Consider the following 17,129-nt stretch of genomic DNA (forward strand, 5'->3'; position numbering starts at 1 on the left):
AACTATGAGTATAGAAAACATTATAAATGAAGCTTGGGAAAACAAAGATCAAGTTAATCAAAATTCAGATCAAAAATTAAAAGATACTATTAATCAAGTAATAGAAGATCTAGATAGTGGTAAATCTAGAGTTGCTGAAAAAATTGATGGTGAATGGGTAACTCATCAACACTTAAAAAAAGCAATTATGCTAAGTTTTAGAATTCATGGAATGGAAACTTTAGATGGGCCCTATTCAGCTTGGAGAGATAAAGCTCATTTGTTAAAAGGAAAAACAGCCGGATGGTCAAACGCTGATTTTGAAAAAGCAGGTTTTAGAATGGTACCAAATACTGCAATGAGAAAAGGATCATATGTTGCTAAAAATGTTGTTCTAATGCCAAGTTATGTAAATATTGGTGCTTACATAGATGAAGGAACAATGATGGATACATTTAGTCGTGCAGGTAGTTGCTGCCAGATTGGAAAAAATTGTCATATTTCAGCAGGAACTGGTATTGGTGGAGTTTTAGAACCAGCGCAAGCGCTTCCGACTATTATTGAAGATAATGTTTTTGTAGGTGCTATGTCAGAAGTTGTGGAAGGGGTAATAGTTGGTGAAGGATCAGTATTAAGTATGGGTATGTATATTGGCCAATCAACTAAAATTGTTAATAGAAAAACTGGTGAAGTAGCTCACGGTAAAATACCTCCATACTCAGTCGTTGTTCCTGGATCATTACCAGACAAAAACAATCCTGCTGCGCCCTCATTGTATTGTGCAGTAATCATCAAACAAGTAGATGAAAAAACAAGATCTAAAACATCAGTAAACGATCTTTTAAGAGATTAAAATGCAAACCATTAATGAATTACAATTAGCCAAAGAGCTAATTCGTTACCCGTCTATAACACCAATAGATGCTGGAGTAATGAAATTCTTAGAAAAACAATTAAGAAAACTTGGTTTCAAAACTAGAATATTAGAGTTTAAAGAAAAAAAAACTAAACCAGTAAAAAATCTTTATGCAAGACTTGGAACCAAAGGTCCAAATTTTTGCTACGCTGGTCACTTAGATGTTGTACCTGCTGGAAACTTAAAAGATTGGACAGTAAATCCTTTCAGACCCTCAATTAAAAAAGGACATTTAATTGGAAGAGGAGCAAATGACATGAAAAGCTCTATTGCAGCTTTTGTTTCTGCTGTCAGCATTTTTGTTAAAAATAACAAAGAATTTAATGGCTCTATAAGCTTACTAATTACAGGTGATGAAGAAGGAATTGCTATTAACGGTACAAAAAAAGTTGTTGAATACTTAAAAAAAAGAAAAGAAAAAATTAATTTTTGTTTAGTTGGAGAGCCAACTAATCCAAATAAATTGGGAGAAATGATTAAAATTGGTCGAAGGGGAAGTATGACCGGCAGACTTTCAATTATAGGTATTCAGGGTCATGTTGCTTATCCTCATAGAGCTAACAATCCATCAACTACTCTTGTTCAAATATTGAAAGAATTGAAGGAAATTAAATTTGATAAAGGAACAAAAGATTTTCAGCCAACAAACCTAGAAGTTACAAAAATAAATATTGATAATACTGCTGATAACGTAATTCCAGGTTTAGCTAATGCAACTTTTAACATTAGGTTTAATAACAAACATTCATCGAATTCAATTAAAACAAAAATAAATAAAATATTGAAGAAAATTTGTAATAAAAATAAGTCAAATTACAAAATTGAATATAGTGTATCTGGTGAAGCTTTTTTAACTAAACCAAATCAAACTACATATATGATACAAGATATAATTAAAAAGATTACTAAAATTAAGCCTGAACTCTCAACAACAGGAGGCACATCTGATGCAAGATTTATTAGAAAAATTGCTCCCTGTTTAGAATTTGGTTTGGTTGGAAAAACAATGCATAAAGTAGATGAGGCAGTTTCTTTAGGTGATTTAAAAAAATTAACTTTAATTTATTCAAATATTTTAAAGAATTATTTTAAGTGAAAACAGCTTTAATTACTTCTGATACATACAAAAATCATAATACAGGAGATGGACATCCTGAAAAAATAGACAGGGTTACAGCTGTTATTGATAACTTTAAAAAATTAGATAACAAAAATTTAATATGGAAAAAGCCTTCAAAATTTGAAAAATCAATATTAATAAAAACTCATTCTTCTGAATATATTGATCATGTCGATCGATCATACCCTCAAAATGGATTTAATTTTTTAGATGGAGATACAGTTGTCTCCCCTGGTAGCAAAGAAGCAACAATGGACGCTGTTGGATCAATTATAACAGCGATTGATGGTGTGGAGGAAAAAGAATTTAAAAATGCTTTTTGCGCAGTAAGACCACCAGGTCATCACGCAGAAAAAGAGAAAGCAATGGGCTTTTGTATTTACAACAATGTTGCAGTTGGGGCTAATTATTTAATTGAAAAATATGGTTATAAAAAAATAGCTATAATTGATTTTGATGTCCATCATGGAAATGGGACACAAGATATTTTTTTCAATAATGAAAAAGTTTTATATATTTCTACACATCAATTTCCATATTATCCAGGTTCAGGTTCAGAAAAAGAAATTGGAAAATTTAATAATATTTTAAATATTCCACTAGAAGCTGGAACAACTGCTAGAGAATATTTAAATGCATATGAACTAGTATTAAAAAAATTAAAAGAATTTAAACCAGAATTTCTATTGTTTTCTGCGGGTTTTGATGCTCATATTGACGATCCTTTGGCACAATTAAAACTTAATGCTGAAGATTATTATACAATAACAAAAAGAACTTTAGAAATTTCAAAATCATTTTGTAGAGGTAATGTAGTATCTATACTAGAAGGTGGATATGACTTAAAAGCACTACAAGATAGTACTCAAAGACATGTTGATGCTTTAATAGAATTTAATTGATAATTCCCAATAAAAAACTAAATAAAACTCAATGAAATTATATAAAATTAAAAAATCTGATATCGATAAAAAAGGTAGAGGACTTTATGCTACTAAAGATATCAAAGAAGGTACAAAGATAATCGATTACGTTGGTAAACTAATTACAAAAAAACAAACTGAAGAGTCTGATAAATATGACAATAGTAAACCAATCTATTTATTTACTATCAACAAAAGATATGACCTTGATGGAGATTTTTCATGGAATACTGCAGGATTAATTAATCATTCTTGTGACAATAATTGTGATTATGATGGTAAGGGTCTAAAAATTTGGGTTAAAGCAATTAGAGATATCAAAAAAGGTGAAGAATTTACCTGTGATTATGGTTTTGGTTATGATGAAAATTACAAGCAATTTCCCTGTAAGTGTAAGTCAAAAAATTGTTGTGGGTACATTGTAAGAGCAGAATCTAGATGGCGAATAAATAAAAAATTTGCCATGAGTAATAAAAAAAAACTAATAAAAAACTCTAGATAAAAATAATCCTGTAGGTGGTGCTGGTGGAGCGCACAGCGACCTTTTTTTAGATTTTAGGGCTTTGTCAAATTTTTTTAAATCCCATTTCTTTTCACCTAAATATTTTAAACAACCAACCATAGATCGTACTTGCTGTTGAAGAAAAGATTGAGATTTAAACTGAATTTCTATTTTATCATTTAAAGATTTTAATTTTACAAAATCCATTGTTTTAATTGGACTCTTAGCATTACAACTTGAAGCCCTAAATGTTGAGAAATCTTTAGTGCCAACTAATTTCATTGCCCCTAATTTCATCAAATCTAAATCTAATTTTTTTCTTACATGCCAAACTTGATTTTTTTCAATTACAGGTGAACTTGTTCTATTTAAAATAAAATATTTATAAACTCTCTTTTTTGCAGAAAATCTTGAGTGAAAGTTATTAGTTCTTTTTCTTATTTTAAGAATTGTAATATTTTCATTTTTTAAAAAGTGATTAATTGAATTAATAAATTTATCTAAGTTCAATAATTTATTTTTTAAATCAAAATGTGCTGACTGCTCGATAGCATGAACACCAGCATCTGTTCTACCTGATCCAACTATGGTAATATTTTCTTTTAATAACTTTCTAATTTTGTCTTGAAGTATTCCTTGAATAGTTTTATTTTTTTTTTGAATTTGCCAACCTTTATAATTTGTGCCTAAATATTCTATCAAAAGCTGATATCTAAACATTTATATTTTTGAGCCTTTTTTTATCTGCGAACCTTGAATAAATTCGCCAATATTTTGAGGTCTTTTCCCTTGCCTCTGAATTTCCTTAATAATTATCGATTGATTATTACCACAAGCAATTTCAAGATTATCACTCAATACTGACCCAGGATTTCCTTGAGCTCTTCCAACTTGAGCTTTTAGAATTTTATATCTTTCTCCATTAAACATAAAAAATGCTCCTGGTGATGGATATAAACCGTTTATCTTACCAATAATTTTTTCAGCATTTTCATCCCAGTTAATTTGACCTTCAGTTTTTTGAATTTTAGATGCATAGGTTGCATTCGAATGATCCTGCTCAATAAAATTTGCTTTACCATCTAAAATATCATTTACGTTATCTAAAATTTTTTCTGCTGCTAAGCTAGAAAGCTTTTCACTAATTTCTAACGCATTCAAATTTTCATTAAGTTGGATTTTATAATTATTACAAACTGGTCCTGTATCTAATTTTTCAGCAATTCTCATTATACTTATTCCAGTCTCCTGATCTAAATTCATAATTGACCTTTGAATTGGTGCAGCACCTCTCCATTTAGGCAGTAAAGATGCATGTATATTTATAAAACCTTTTTTAGTTAGGTTTAGAAATTTTTTAGGTATGATTTGTCCATAAGCAACAACTATTGCTAAATCAGCATCTAAAGAATTTAAAAAATTATACTCCTCTTCATTATTTATAACTGGCGGCGTTCTATATTCTAAATTTAAAGTTTCAGAAATACCTTGTATTGGAGACTTATTAATTTTTTGTCCTCTTTTTGATTTTTGAGGTGGCTGTGTATAAACATAAGAAATATTATATCCATTTTGATATAAAGATTTTAAAATCGGTACAGCAAACATGGGTGTACCCATAAACACTAACTTTTTTGACATTTTTTAAACTTCAGCTGTATTTGATTTTAATTTTGAAAGTTTCTTTATGATCATTGATTTTTTTAGTTTTGAGAGATAATCGATGAATAATATCCCTTCCAAATGATCCATTTCATGCTGTATGCATGTTGCAAGTAATCCATGTGCCTTTAGTAACTGTTTCTTTCCATTGTAATCTAAATACTCTACTTCACATTTGCTTGGTCGATCAATTTCAGCAAATTGATTTGGCACAGATAAACACCCTTCTTCATAAGTTGCCTTAAGTGGATCTTTATTTTTTATTACTGGATTTACAAAGTATCTAGGCTCTTTTTTGTTTTCATCCTTGCTTATATCCATCACTATAATTCTTTTTGGTATACCAATCTGAATTGCTGCAAGACCAATACCATTAGCATAATACATTGTATCGAGCATATCATTCATTAATTTTTGCTCTTCACTTCCAACGGCTTCTACAGGTTTTGATACTTGTCGAAGTAATTTGTTTGGTTCTGTAATAATCGTTCTTATCGCCATAAAATTTGTATGTTATTATAATTTTTATACTTTTAAAGGAAGAACTTTTAGCAATAGCTTATTTCTAATTAAATCAGCATTTATTTGATTTAAGGTATTCGAAATAAAATAAAGTCTTTTTTCATCAATATTTTCTATTTTGTCATTACCTATTATCTCAATTAAAGATAATAAAACTGTTCCAACTTCATTTGCTTCTATCAACTCAGCTAAATTTTCGTCTAATTCAAAAGGTTTTTGTGAATACAAACTTTCATACTCTATTGGTATTTCTACTCCGTCTGATTTCAGACTTTCTATAAAAATTATATCTTTAATGGACAAAGTTTCATTACTAAAAATTATTCTATCAAGAAATTTTTTTAAATCTTCTTGTATTTCAGATTTTGAATAATCTCCTCTAAAATAATTTACCCACTTAGATTGATGTAAAATATTATTGTTGTATTGAATTTTTTTGAATTCTGAATTCTGATTTTTTGAATAGTTATTATAAAAACTTAAATAATCTGAAGGAACATTATTTACTTCAATTTCCTTCAAAAAGTTATTGAGCTCTTTATCAAAAGCTAAACCAATTTTGTTATCCTCAAATAACTGCTTCAGCAACTGTAAAAATTTCAATTTCAATTCTGGTTCACTCGTTAAAAGTGCTCTTTGATAAATTAATGCTCTAGCTTCTAACGGAGACAGCAACTTGTAAGTATCCGTTGCACCTAACAATTGATCAATATTAAATTGAAATTTTTTATAATATTCAAATAAGTCTTTTTCCGAGAAAATTTTATAATTTGCAGCTTTCTCAATAATTAAGATTTTATCTTGATCATTTATGTCAACATTACTTAGATCTGGTAGTAAATTTGAATTTGATAGATATTTCCAAATTAATTTAGGCGTATTTTCATTGGGTTCAAATGAAAATTCTGGATTTGTTCTATGAGCTAAATGAAATTCAAATACTGAACTTTCAGAGACTTCTTTGGATGCTTCTTCAATATAACCAAACAGGTAATTCATTTTATTTTCAAAATATTCATCTTGAAAACCTAACTCTTTTTTAAGATCTAGAATTAATTGGGCTTCTTCGTTTTTTCCATAATTAACTAAACAATATAAATTTAATTTAGATAAATATTCATCTTCAACTGGTTCTTTAATTTTTGTAAAAAATTCACAGGTCTTCTTTATATTTTTATCTGATAAATAGTTATCTAATAAATGTCTGGTTAGTTTGGGATGAGAATTTACAATTTGATTATTAACCAAAAATTCTTCAATGAGTTCTAAATTAGAATTTTTAATTAACCAATCAGATTTGAATTTTAAAAATTCGGTTTCAGTAATATTTTGATTAGGATAATGAGCGTTAGTTAATAATGAGACTTCCATAATTTCTAATGCATCACTAGAAAGATTAATTTTCTCTAAACTGTTAAATAAATTTTTTAACTTTTGACCATCAGAATTCGTCCACATATCAATAGTCAAACCATGTTCTGCAGGATCGTATAATCCTACTATTTTGACTTCTTTTGATATTAAATTTTCATCTAATTCTATTGAGCCAGTATTTTTATCTGACTGCATATCAAAAACACTTATTTGATCATTATTATTTTCACCTTCGGTAATAACTGCTTCCTCAACAGTTTCATTTTCTTTTTTTTCAAGATTCCATATATCAATTGGATTATCTTCTGCGTGAATAGGATTTAAAATAATTAGATTGCTTAAAAAAATAAAAAAGAATTTTTTATTTAACAATTTTAAAATTTTCATTTGGAATAATTTTTTCAATTTCCTTTTTAGGAGCAGGAAAATCAATTGAATTGAGAATTAAAACAACGCCAAGAACAATTACTAGCCCAAAAATAGATTTAACAACTAGTCCGATTATACTTTTTTTACCTGAACTTGTATTTTTGTTGAATTGCATATAACTTTAGTTAATTTCAAATTAAGACATATTTGTGTTTTTTCAATATTTAAACTTATGAAATCAAAAAAAAATCTAGTTTTTCTAGGTATGATGGGATCTGGTAAGAGTTCTATAGGCTCTTTAGTAGCAAAAAAATTTAAATTAAATTTTGTAGATGTAGATAAAGAAATAGAAAAAAATTTAAATACAACAATTCGAAAAATATTTGAAACAAAAGGAGAAGAATATTTTAGAAAAATTGAAGAAAAAATTACACTTAAAAAATTAAAACTTAGTTCTACAGTTGTCTCTCTTGGGGGAGGTGCTTTTGCAAATAAAAATATTAGAAATGAAGTTTTAAAAAATCATTATTCATTTTGGTTAAATTGGAATGAAAAAATTTTAATTGAAAGAATTAAAAATAGCAAAAAAAGACCTTTAACAATTAATGCTACAGATAATGATTTAATTGATTTAATTAAAAAAAGAACTAACATTTATTCTAAAGCCTTATATGAAATCAAGTGTGATAATCTCACTAAAAATGAAATAGTAGGCAAAATTAAAGAAATTTATGAAACCAATTAAATTAAAAATTGAAACAAAAACTCAAAAATATCCAATAATAATTGGATCAAATTTAATTACCAACCTATCAAAAATAATTAAGAATAATTCCTTAACATTCAATCAATGTCTTCTTGTAGTTGATAAAAATGTACCAAAAAAATTTATCACTAAAATAAAAAATTCATTAAAAGAAAAGAAAATACATATATGTTTTTTTAATGCCAGCGAGGCCAATAAAAACTTTAATATTATTAATAAGATCCTAGAAATTTTATTAAATAAAAACTTTTCTAGAGATGACTGTTTAATATCAATAGGTGGGGGTATTACAGGTGATGTAAGTAGTTTTGCATCTAGTATCTTTAAAAGAGGTATGAAATTTATAAATATACCAACAACACTTTTATCCCAAGTTGACTCTTCGATTGGTGGCAAAACTGGCATAAATTCACATTACGGAAAAAACCTAATTGGTAGTTTTTATCAACCAAACTTGGTTATATCAGATGTTGATTTTCTTAAATCGTTGCCAAAAAGAGAGATTATTTGTGGATATGGTGAAATTTTAAAACATTCTCTGATAAGAGATAAAAATTTCTTTAAATTTTTAAATAAGAATGTGAATAAAATTACTAAACTGAGTTCTCCATTTATTGAAAAAGCAATTTATGAAAGCTGTAAAATTAAAAAAAATGTGGTTGAAAAAGACGAGAAAGAGAAAAATTTAAGAAAAGTTTTAAATTTTGGACATACATTTGGCCATGCTTATGAAGCAAGCTTAAATTACAATAAGAAATTAAATCATGGTGAAGCAGTAATCCTAGGTATAAAGACAGCATTAAGTTTTAGTTTAAATTTAAAAATACTTAAAAAAAGTGATTACAACCTAATATTAAATCATATCAATAATTTAAATCTAGCAATATCTGTTAATAAATTTTTTACAAAAAAAGATATAAATAAAATATTATTTTTCATGACAAAGGATAAAAAAAATAAATCCCAAAAGATTAATTTGGTGCTTTTAAAAAAAATTGGGTCTCCGCAAATTAATATTGAATATCCAAAAGAAAGATTGAAAAGATTTTTTAATGATTACTTAAGATAGTTGAATTTGAATTGAGTGAATAGTTTCTTTCAATTCTTTATCTAATACTTTATAAATTTTTTTATTACTTTCAATTCTGTTCATACTTTTTAACTCATCAGAAACTATGTTTAATTTTAAATGATATTTGCCTTCTTGATTACCTTTGTGATTTTTGTGAAGAAAAGATTTATCTTCTATTTCTATACTTTGAATATTTATTTGATCTGATAATTTTTTTTTTATAATTGCAATTAATTCATTTATATCCATATAGTAATTATTATATCATGAAAAATATTTGTGACTGGAATAATTGTAATGAAATTGGTGAATACAGAGCACCAATTGAGAAGGATAATAGCAGGAAATATAGAATGCTTTGTCTAGAACATGTTAAAGAATTTAACAAAAACTGGAATTATTTTTCTGGGATGAGTGATAACCAAGTAATCAATTTTTTAAAGTCAGATATGACTTGGCACAAACCTACTCAAAATTTTAGTTCTTCAGATAATTTTTTTAAAGTCCTATGGAACACAACATTAAAAGATGAATTTGATAAAGATAAATTCAATGGAGACTATAATCATATGCGTCAATTTAAATTCGATCATAAAGATATTAAAGCATTTGGAATATTAGGAATATCTGTGGGTTTAAAATGGCAAAAAATACAAGAAAAATTCAAAGTGCTTGTTAAAAAATTTCACCCTGATATGAATGCCGGAAATAAAAAATATGAGGAAAAATTAAAACTGATCACTTTAGCTTACACACAGCTAAAAAACACTTATAGGGAAAAAATTGACTCCAAATCTTAACATTCAACCTGACATAAAAGTTTCTTTAAAACAATCTTTTGGAATAGATTCTGAAATGGAAGTAGATGCATTTTCAAAAAAAAGTGAATATGTGCCTGAAATAGATAAAAACTATAAATTTGATAGAGATACTACACTTGCAATCATTTCAGGATTTGCGTTCAATAAAAGAGTATTAGTACAAGGATATCATGGTACTGGAAAATCAACACACATAGAGCAAATAGCTGCAAGACTAAACTGGCCTTGTATTCGAGTAAATTTAGACAGTCATGTTAGTCGAATAGATTTAATAGGTAAGGATGCAATTGTCCTAAAAGATGGAAAACAAGTCACACAGTTTAATGAGGGTATTCTACCATGGTCAATTCAAAATCCAGTTGCTTTAGTATTTGATGAGTATGACGCTGGAAGACCTGATGTTATGTTCGTTATTCAAAGAGTTTTAGAGGCTGAAGGAAATTTCACGCTACTAGATAAAAACAAAGTAATAAGTCAAAATAAGTATTTCAGATTGTTTGCTACATCTAATACAGTTGGGCTTGGTGATACTACTGGACTTTATCACGGAACACAGCAAATTAACCAAGGTCAAATGGATAGATGGAATATTGTAGCAACATTAAACTATCTAAGCCTAGATAGAGAAATGGATATAGTTTTATCAAAGAATAAAAATTTAAATAATGCTAAGGGAAAAGAAAAAGTTGCTAATATGATTAAAGTAGCATCCTTAACTAGAAAAGGTTTTATTGCTGGAGATATATCTACTGTAATGAGTCCAAGAACAGTCCTTCATTGGGCTGAAAATTCTGAAATTTTTAAGGATACCGGATATGCATTTAGAGTAACCTTTTTAAATAAGTGCGATGATATTGAGAAAAATACAATCGCGGAATATTATCAAAGATGTTTTGGTGAAGAATTGCCTGAGTCTTTGATCAATATTCAAATTTAAATGAGCAATAAAGAAACAAATTTAAAAGAAAAATTTAGAATTGCTTTATCTTCAACAGCAAAAGTAATCGCAGACGATATTGATATAAACAACAAATCTTCTGAAGATAAAAAAACGAAAGATATTTCATCTTTTGAAATAAATGATCTAACCAGTCCAAGTGATTTTATAAAATTAAGGGCTGAAACAGACTCTACAGCACTTAAAAAAAGGTTTTCTAATGAAAAAATTTACAAAAAAAATTTACCTTCAAACACTTCATCTAGATCTTTATATAATATAGCTGAAAAGATTAGATATGAAGCCCTAGGAGGCAAAATGTTAAAAGGAATTCAAAAAAATTTTTCTGAAAACTATTCGCAAATAATTAATCGCAAAAGAAAAGATCAGCTTAAAACAAAAGAAGATGTTCCTGTTGCTGAAGCATTTGAGCTATATATGCTTAAAAATTTTCATAATATAGACCTAAATCCTTTAACGTCTAGAATGCTTAATTTCTGGGAAAAAGATTTTGAGCAATCAATTAAGAAGCATAAAGAGTTTTTATTAAATAATTTAGAAAATCAAAATACATACAGTTCTAAATTTTCCGAAATACTTGAAGAAATGGATATTTTTCAAAGCGATGAGGAAGACCAAGAAGAAGAAGAAAATCAAGACCAAGGTCAAGACAATCCATCAAATGATGACCAAAATAAAGATAATGAAGATAGCAAAGATGAAAATGATGAACAGCAAACAGAGGCATCTGTTGATGCTGATTATAGTATAGACGAGTTTAATTTGGATGAGCAATTATCTGATGTTGAGTCTGATGAACAAAACTCTGAGCAGGTAATTCAAAAAAAAATTGATAATGTAAATATTGATTATAAAATATTTACTACACAATACGACGAAGTCGTTAAAGCTGAAAATCTAGAAAATGCTGATGAAGCTACTAAACTTAGAAAAAATTTAGATCAACAGTTAATTGGTTTCCAAGATGTAATTACCAAGTTAGCTAATAAACTTCAAAGACAATTACTAGCAAAACAAAATAGAGCTTGGGAATTTGATTTAGAAGAAGGCTTACTTGATAGTTCAAAGTTACCAAGAATAATAATGGATCCATATAACTCTTTGTCATTTAAAAAAGAAAAGGATTTAGATTTTAAAGATACGGTTGTAACTTTACTTATTGATAATTCTGGTTCTATGCGAGGAAGACCAATAACGATTGCTGCTATTTGTGCAGATATCTTGTCAAGAACACTCGAAAGATGTTCGGTTAAAGTAGAGATTTTAGGATTTACCACAAAAAACTGGAAAGGTGGACAGAGTAGAGAATTTTGGACTAAAAATTCAAAACCAAAAACACCTGGGAGACTTAACGACCTAAGACATATAATTTATAAAGGTGCTGATACACATTGGAGACAAGCAAAAAATAATTTAGGCCTGATGTTAAAAGAGGGTTTGTTAAAAGAAAATATTGACGGAGAAGCTATATCTTGGGCTTACAATCGGATTAAAAAAAGAAAAGAAGAAAGAAAAATTTTAATGGTAATTTCTGATGGAGCTCCAGTTGACGACTCAACACTTTCAGTAAATTCAGGAGACTTTTTAGAAAAACATTTAAAGAAAATGGTCAAATTTATTGAGAATAAATCTGATATTGAAATTTTAGCGATTGGCATTGGACATGATGTTTCGAGATATTACGACAGAGCTATAAAAATTACTGATGTAAATGAGTTAGGAGATGTAATGATATCTCAACTTAGCTCTTTGTTCGAAACAAAGAAAAAATTTCATTAAATATTAAATAAATCTGTATTTCTCCATTTAATTATTACTTCTGCACCAGATCTTGTTTTAGAGTTTCTGCAAATCACAGCAGCAAAATTTTTTTCTAACAGTGTTTTTCCTATAAACAAACCTAATCCAAGTCCTGTTTTTGATTTATCTTGAGGATTATTTGATTTTAAATATGGCTCTCCTATTTTTGATAATATATCCTTTGGATAGCCTGGACCATCATCCTCAATACTAATTTCGGTAATTTCACTATCACTCTTTAAATTTATGAAAATATTTTCATCAGAAAATTTATTAGCATTGCCTATAAAATTTCTTAGTCCATAAACAATTTCTATAGATTTAACTATTTTTTTCGAATTAGAGTCTTGATCAAAATTAAAAATAAACTTCTTTGTACTTATCTCTTTAAATGAATTTAAAATTTCATTTAGGTAATCTCTAATTGTAATATCTACATCAATAAACTCATCCTCTTCGTCTGGATTTAATGTTAATTTTTTTAATATTTCATTACATCTTTCAACCTGACTAGATAATAAATTAATATCTTTTTCTACGTCTTTGTTGCCCTCAAATTGTTTTAGTAATTCTTGAGTAATTATTTTTATGGTTGAAAGAGGTGTTCCCAAAGAATGTGCAGCAGCTGCAGCTTGACCACCTAAAGACAATAGCTCATGTTCTTTAGCCATTACTTCTTCCATTTTAGTTAGAGCTTCCTTCCTTAACCTAGACTGAGTTCCAAAAGTCATTGCAAAATAATTCAAAAAAACAAGAGCAACAATCAAAGCGATTGGGATTGAATAATAGTAATAAGGGCTTACATGAAATTGATCACCAAGTGGAGAAGGTAATTCTGTTGAATAAAAAGTTAAAAATATAATTGAGAAAGCTGTTAACAATACAAGCAAAGTATTTGTTCTAAAACTTAAATTAGATGATGAAAATACGCTTGGAATAATTATAAAAATAACAAATGGATTAAGAATTCCTCCTGACAAGTAAAGTAAAATAGCTAATTGCAAAATATCAATAACTAAAAAAATGAAAGCTGATCTGTCTGATAATTGAGTTTTTTTATAAATAAAAATTAAGTAAAAATTACTTATGATGCCTATAAATATAACTAGATTAGAAGTTATAAAATCAAATTTAAAATCTAATACAAAATATACAAAATTAACTGCAATTAACTGTCCAATTATTCCAATCCATCTTAAGGTAATATAAGTAGATTTTTTGAATGAATGATGTTTTGAAGTTTCAAAAAACTTCATTTTTAAATATCAAGATTTTTTACATTGATGGCATTTGAGACTATGAAGTCTTTTCTTAACGCAACATCACTTCCCATTAGTGTATGAATAAGACTTTGATCTTTTTTAAGATCTTTAGAGTACTGAACTTGAAGCAAATTTCTTGTTTCAGGGTCCAAAGTTGTATTCCACAACTCTTCTGGATTCATTTCGCCAAGACCCTTGAACCTTTGTATATTCATTTTTGATTTTTCCAAATCTAAGGTATTTAAATAATCTTTTGAGCCTCTTTTCAATTTCTTTAATTCCTTGTTATTATTTACGATATAATCCTCTAATTCTTTTTCATCTTTAATATAAATTCCTTTTGAACCTTTATTAATTTTAAATAATGGTGGTTGTGCTAAATAAACATGACCATTTTCAATTAATTTATTAAATGGTTTGTTATTAAAAAAAGTTAATAATAATGCTCTTATGTGAGAACCATCAACATCGGCATCGGTCATTATAATTATTTTACCATATCTTAAATCTTTTAAATCTATCTCATGTGATTTGGGATCAAGTCCGAGTGCATTAATTAATGTTACTATCTCATTTGAAGATATCATTTTTGCAAGAGCCTTTGTTCTTGCATCTGAACCACTACCGTTACCGTTACCATTCTTTTTTAAATTTATATCCTCGACATAAGTATTTAAAATTTTACCTCTTAAAGGCAAAACAGCCTGATTTGCTCTATTTCTTCCTTGTTTAGCGGAACCACCTGCTGAATCTCCCTCAACTATAAACAATTCCGTACCCTCTTGTTTTCCTATCTGACAATCGGCTAATTTTCCTGGTAATCCACTTAACTCAAGGGCTCCTTTTCTTCTTACATTTTCTCTAGCTTTTCTTGCAACATCTCTAGCCATAGCTGCCTGAATAACTTTAGCCAAAATTATTTTGGCAATAGATGGATTTTGATCAAACCAAATTGATAGTTTTTCGTTAACCAAAGTCTCAACAATCATTCTTACTTCTGATGAAACTAGCTTATCTTTAGTTTGTGAAGAAAATTTAGGATCAGGGATTTTTGTTGAAAGCACACATGTTAAGCCTTCTTTAATATCATCTCCTGATATAGCTAATTTATTCTTTTTTAATAAGTTATTTTCATTAGCATATTTATTTACAACTCTTGTAAGAGCACTTCTAAAACCTAATAAATGTGTTCCACCATCTTTTTGATAAATATTATTTGTGTATGGAAATATATCTTCTACATAACCAGCGTTCCATTTTAATGAACACTCTATTTCAATGTTATTCTTTTTGCCTTCAATGTAAATTGGTTTTCGAAATAAATCATTACCATTTTTATTTTGTAGTTTTTCTCTTTTCTCATCTAAAAAATCTACAAACTCTAAAACTCCACCATCATATTTAAATTCAGATGTTTTTTCTTTTTTTTGACTAGCATCAGTAAAAATTATTTTAATACCTTTGTTTAAGAAAGCTAACTCTCTCATCCTTTTAATTAAAATATTTGCACTAAATTTAATTGATGAGAATATATCTTTTGAAGGTAAGAATGTTATTTGAGTACCTGTATTTTTAGATTTTCCAACTACCTTTAGAGGTGATTTTGCTTCACCATTTTTAAACTCTATAAAATGTTTTTTTCCATCTCTATTAATTTCTAATTCTAATTTTTCTGACAATGCATTAACAACCGAAACACCAACTCCATGTAATCCACCAGAAACTTTATATGAGTCATGATCAAACTTACCACCAGCATGCAGTTGAGTCATAATTACCTCAGCTGCAGATTTTTTTTCTCCTTTATGCATATCAACAGGGATACCTCTTCCATCATCATTTACAGTGATTGTTCCATTAGCATTAATTTTTACGTTAATATTTTTACAATGACCCGCTAATGCCTCATCAATAGAGTTATCTACAACCTCATAAACCATATGATGTAAACCTGTACCATCATCAGTATCTCCTATATACATCCCTGGTCTTTTTCTAACTGCCTCAAGACCTTTAAGAACTTTAATTGAGTCTGCTTGATATGTATTTTTGTTTGTCATTTTTTAAATTTTGGAAAGATAAAATTATAACATTTTTTTTAAAAATTACTGATTTATCTTAACGATTTAACCATTAAATACTTAAGTTATTGATGAAAACAAAGCAAATTTAATGGCGGAGAGAATGGGATTCGAACCCATGATAGAGTTTCCCCTATACACGCTTTCCAAGCGTGCTGATTAAACCACTCTCACATCTCTCCATTTGGCGTGTATTTATCTTTTTTAAATTTTTCAAAATATATTCTGGCATAAAACTTCTATTATAGAAGAAAAATTTCTCAATACTAAATTTGTTTTTATTCTTTTGGATTTATATTATTGTTTCAGTTATTTATAAATTCATTATCTTTATTTCTATTTTATTTAATTCAGTATGCACAAAACTTTTTAATTTTTTTTTAAATTCAACGTCTACCATCAAATTAAAATGCTAATCTCCACTCTCTATTGATTTAAAATCAAATCAAATGGGAGTGATATACGTTCACTTATCTTTGAATTATCATTACTAACACTATGTTCCAAGTATGAATTAAAAATTATTAAATCATTTTTGTTTGGTTTTAGTAAAATTGTTTTTTCATTGGTTACTTTTTTTATTTTAAATTTACTTTCACCCACTGAATAACTTAATATTTCTAAATTTTCTAATGTATTATATAATTTTAGACCATTGCTATTTTCATTATTTTCCTCAACATTTAAATAAAAAGCTCCAGAAAATTCAGAATGAAAATGACTGTGTCTTTTGATTATACCTGAATTTTTTGTAACAACAAACCAAAGTTTGTCAATTTTTAACTTATTATAATTAATAAATTTTTGTAATTTTAAGTTAATAAATTTTTCTAATTTATTTGATATTTCCTCAAATGCAGGGTTTTGATGTAAATTATGCTCTGATTGATAAACTCCAATATGCCCATCATTTGAAAATTCATTTTTTTTATATAATTTCTCATATTTATAAATTTCATTAATTATATTTTCAGTATTTTCTGGAAACTTAATAATAAAAAC

The 17,129-nt window shown here is 27.6% G+C and carries 18 protein-coding genes and 1 tRNA gene; 9 read left to right on the plus strand and 10 right to left on the minus strand.

Annotated features, from left to right (window positions below):
- Positions 1-4: 4 nt before the first annotated feature.
- Genes dapD through ACTTA5_RS01250 form a run of 4 tightly spaced genes read left to right on the plus strand, consistent with a single transcriptional unit; the run spans position 5 to position 3,440 of the window.
- A complete protein-coding gene (gene dapD, locus ACTTA5_RS01235; protein ID WP_440647309.1) occupies positions 5-832 on the plus strand; it encodes a 2,3,4,5-tetrahydropyridine-2,6-dicarboxylate N-succinyltransferase in 828 nt (275 codons plus the stop codon).
- A gap of 1 nt (position 833) precedes the next feature.
- Positions 834-1,991: a succinyl-diaminopimelate desuccinylase gene (gene dapE / locus ACTTA5_RS01240; RefSeq protein ID WP_440647311.1), complete on the plus strand. Its 1,158-nt coding sequence runs from the start codon at positions 834-836 to the stop codon at positions 1,989-1,991.
- The gene (locus ACTTA5_RS01245) at positions 1,988-2,917 is read left to right on the plus strand and encodes a histone deacetylase family protein (RefSeq protein WP_440647313.1); all 930 of its coding nucleotides are present in this window, start codon (positions 1,988-1,990) and stop codon (positions 2,915-2,917) included. Before dapE ends, ACTTA5_RS01245 begins: the two co-directional genes overlap by 4 nt.
- A 31-nt stretch (positions 2,918-2,948) precedes the next feature.
- Positions 2,949-3,440 carry an SET domain-containing protein gene (locus ACTTA5_RS01250; RefSeq protein WP_440647315.1) on the plus strand — a complete coding sequence of 164 codons (492 nt, stop codon included), beginning with the start codon at positions 2,949-2,951 and terminating at the stop codon, positions 3,438-3,440.
- On the opposite strand, the gene truA is transcribed toward ACTTA5_RS01250, so the two are convergent.
- From truA to ACTTA5_RS01275, 5 genes are read right to left on the minus strand one after another with little or no spacing between them, the layout of a single operon-like run.
- Positions 3,420-4,160, minus strand: coding sequence for a tRNA pseudouridine(38-40) synthase TruA (truA, locus tag ACTTA5_RS01255; RefSeq protein WP_440647317.1), 741 nt, complete (start codon positions 4,158-4,160; stop codon positions 3,420-3,422). The genes ACTTA5_RS01250 and truA overlap by 21 nt on opposite strands.
- Positions 4,161-5,081 (minus strand): methionyl-tRNA formyltransferase, encoded by a 921-nt coding sequence (gene fmt, locus ACTTA5_RS01260; RefSeq protein ID WP_440647319.1) that lies wholly within the window; start codon positions 5,079-5,081, stop codon positions 4,161-4,163.
- Positions 5,082-5,084: 3 nt separating this feature from the next.
- On the minus strand, positions 5,085-5,603 hold the full coding sequence (gene def, locus ACTTA5_RS01265) for a peptide deformylase (protein ID WP_440647321.1): 519 nt from the start codon (positions 5,601-5,603) through the stop codon (positions 5,085-5,087).
- 24 nt (positions 5,604-5,627) lie between these two features.
- The gene (locus ACTTA5_RS01270) at positions 5,628-7,385 is read right to left on the minus strand and encodes a hypothetical protein (RefSeq protein ID WP_440647323.1); all 1,758 of its coding nucleotides are present in this window, start codon (positions 7,383-7,385) and stop codon (positions 5,628-5,630) included.
- On the minus strand, positions 7,360-7,542 hold the full coding sequence (locus tag ACTTA5_RS01275) for a hypothetical protein (RefSeq protein WP_075505937.1): 183 nt from the start codon (positions 7,540-7,542) through the stop codon (positions 7,360-7,362). Before ACTTA5_RS01275 ends, ACTTA5_RS01270 begins: the two co-directional genes overlap by 26 nt.
- Before the next feature lie 57 nt (positions 7,543-7,599).
- Between ACTTA5_RS01275 and ACTTA5_RS01280 the strand changes: the two genes are divergently transcribed.
- A complete protein-coding gene (locus ACTTA5_RS01280) occupies positions 7,600-8,112 on the plus strand; it encodes a shikimate kinase (RefSeq protein WP_440635168.1) in 513 nt (170 codons plus the stop codon).
- Positions 8,099-9,202 (plus strand): 3-dehydroquinate synthase, encoded by a 1,104-nt coding sequence (gene aroB / locus ACTTA5_RS01285; RefSeq protein ID WP_440647325.1) that lies wholly within the window; start codon positions 8,099-8,101, stop codon positions 9,200-9,202. The genes ACTTA5_RS01280 and aroB overlap by 14 nt, the downstream gene beginning before the upstream one ends.
- Here aroB and ACTTA5_RS01290 read toward each other — a convergent pair.
- Positions 9,194-9,454: a BolA family protein gene (locus ACTTA5_RS01290; RefSeq protein ID WP_440647327.1), complete on the minus strand. Its 261-nt coding sequence runs from the start codon at positions 9,452-9,454 to the stop codon at positions 9,194-9,196. The two genes, aroB and ACTTA5_RS01290, sit on opposite strands and share 9 nt — an antisense overlap.
- A 17-nt stretch (positions 9,455-9,471) precedes the next feature.
- Here ACTTA5_RS01290 and ACTTA5_RS01295 point away from each other — a divergent pair, with 17 nt between their 5' ends.
- The 3 genes from ACTTA5_RS01295 to ACTTA5_RS01305 are packed head-to-tail and all read left to right on the plus strand — an operon-like array spanning position 9,472 to position 12,763.
- Positions 9,472-10,005: a J domain-containing protein gene (locus ACTTA5_RS01295; RefSeq protein WP_428079254.1), complete on the plus strand. Its 534-nt coding sequence runs from the start codon at positions 9,472-9,474 to the stop codon at positions 10,003-10,005.
- Positions 9,989-10,963: a cobaltochelatase subunit CobS gene (gene cobS / locus ACTTA5_RS01300; protein ID WP_440647329.1), complete on the plus strand. Its 975-nt coding sequence runs from the start codon at positions 9,989-9,991 to the stop codon at positions 10,961-10,963. Before ACTTA5_RS01295 ends, cobS begins: the two co-directional genes overlap by 17 nt.
- Positions 10,964-12,763, plus strand: coding sequence for a cobaltochelatase CobT-related protein (locus ACTTA5_RS01305; protein ID WP_440647331.1), 1,800 nt, complete (start codon positions 10,964-10,966; stop codon positions 12,761-12,763).
- Here the strand turns inward: ACTTA5_RS01305 and ACTTA5_RS01310 are convergent.
- From ACTTA5_RS01310 to ACTTA5_RS01325, 4 genes are all read right to left on the minus strand, one after another.
- The gene (locus ACTTA5_RS01310) at positions 12,760-14,040 is read right to left on the minus strand and encodes an ActS/PrrB/RegB family redox-sensitive histidine kinase (RefSeq protein ID WP_440647333.1); all 1,281 of its coding nucleotides are present in this window, start codon (positions 14,038-14,040) and stop codon (positions 12,760-12,762) included. The two genes, ACTTA5_RS01305 and ACTTA5_RS01310, sit on opposite strands and share 4 nt — an antisense overlap.
- Before the next feature lie 2 nt (positions 14,041-14,042).
- Positions 14,043-16,106, minus strand: coding sequence for a DNA gyrase subunit B (locus tag ACTTA5_RS01315; RefSeq protein ID WP_440647335.1), 2,064 nt, complete (start codon positions 16,104-16,106; stop codon positions 14,043-14,045).
- Between the two features lie 113 nt (positions 16,107-16,219).
- Positions 16,220-16,309, minus strand: a tRNA-Ser gene (locus ACTTA5_RS01320).
- 244 nt (positions 16,310-16,553) lie between these two features.
- Positions 16,554-17,129: TIGR02466 family protein (locus ACTTA5_RS01325; protein ID WP_440647337.1), on the minus strand; the 576-nt coding region annotated here is incomplete at its 5' end.

Origin of the sequence: Candidatus Pelagibacter sp. HIMB1521 (assembly GCF_052047875.1) — a bacterium.
Taxonomy (GTDB): domain Bacteria; phylum Pseudomonadota; class Alphaproteobacteria; order Pelagibacterales; family Pelagibacteraceae; genus Pelagibacter.

Bases quoted from the DNA above. Each gene is read 5' to 3' on its own strand.
- ACTTA5_RS01270 (WP_440647323.1), bottom strand. From the start codon at position 7,385: ATGAAAATTTTAAAATTGTTAAATAAAAAATTCTTTTTTATTTTTTTA.
- ACTTA5_RS01280 (WP_440635168.1), top strand. From the start codon at position 7,600: ATGAAATCAAAAAAAAATCTAGTTTTTCTAGGTATGATGGGATCTGGT.
- ACTTA5_RS01310 (WP_440647333.1), bottom strand. From the start codon at position 14,040: ATGAAGTTTTTTGAAACTTCAAAACATCATTCATTCAAAAAATCTACT.
- dapD (WP_440647309.1), top strand. From the start codon at position 5: ATGAGTATAGAAAACATTATAAATGAAGCTTGGGAAAACAAAGATCAA.
- def (WP_440647321.1), bottom strand. From the start codon at position 5,603: ATGGCGATAAGAACGATTATTACAGAACCAAACAAATTACTTCGACAA.
- dapE (WP_440647311.1), top strand. From the start codon at position 834: ATGCAAACCATTAATGAATTACAATTAGCCAAAGAGCTAATTCGTTAC.
- ACTTA5_RS01275 (WP_075505937.1), bottom strand. From the start codon at position 7,542: ATGCAATTCAACAAAAATACAAGTTCAGGTAAAAAAAGTATAATCGGA.
- aroB (WP_440647325.1), top strand. From the start codon at position 8,099: ATGAAACCAATTAAATTAAAAATTGAAACAAAAACTCAAAAATATCCA.
- fmt (WP_440647319.1), bottom strand. From the start codon at position 5,081: ATGTCAAAAAAGTTAGTGTTTATGGGTACACCCATGTTTGCTGTACCG.
- ACTTA5_RS01295 (WP_428079254.1), top strand. From the start codon at position 9,472: ATGAAAAATATTTGTGACTGGAATAATTGTAATGAAATTGGTGAATAC.
- ACTTA5_RS01315 (WP_440647335.1), bottom strand. From the start codon at position 16,106: ATGACAAACAAAAATACATATCAAGCAGACTCAATTAAAGTTCTTAAA.
- ACTTA5_RS01290 (WP_440647327.1), bottom strand. From the start codon at position 9,454: ATGGATATAAATGAATTAATTGCAATTATAAAAAAAAAATTATCAGAT.
- ACTTA5_RS01305 (WP_440647331.1), top strand. From the start codon at position 10,964: ATGAGCAATAAAGAAACAAATTTAAAAGAAAAATTTAGAATTGCTTTA.
- truA (WP_440647317.1), bottom strand. From the start codon at position 4,160: ATGTTTAGATATCAGCTTTTGATAGAATATTTAGGCACAAATTATAAA.
- ACTTA5_RS01250 (WP_440647315.1), top strand. From the start codon at position 2,949: ATGAAATTATATAAAATTAAAAAATCTGATATCGATAAAAAAGGTAGA.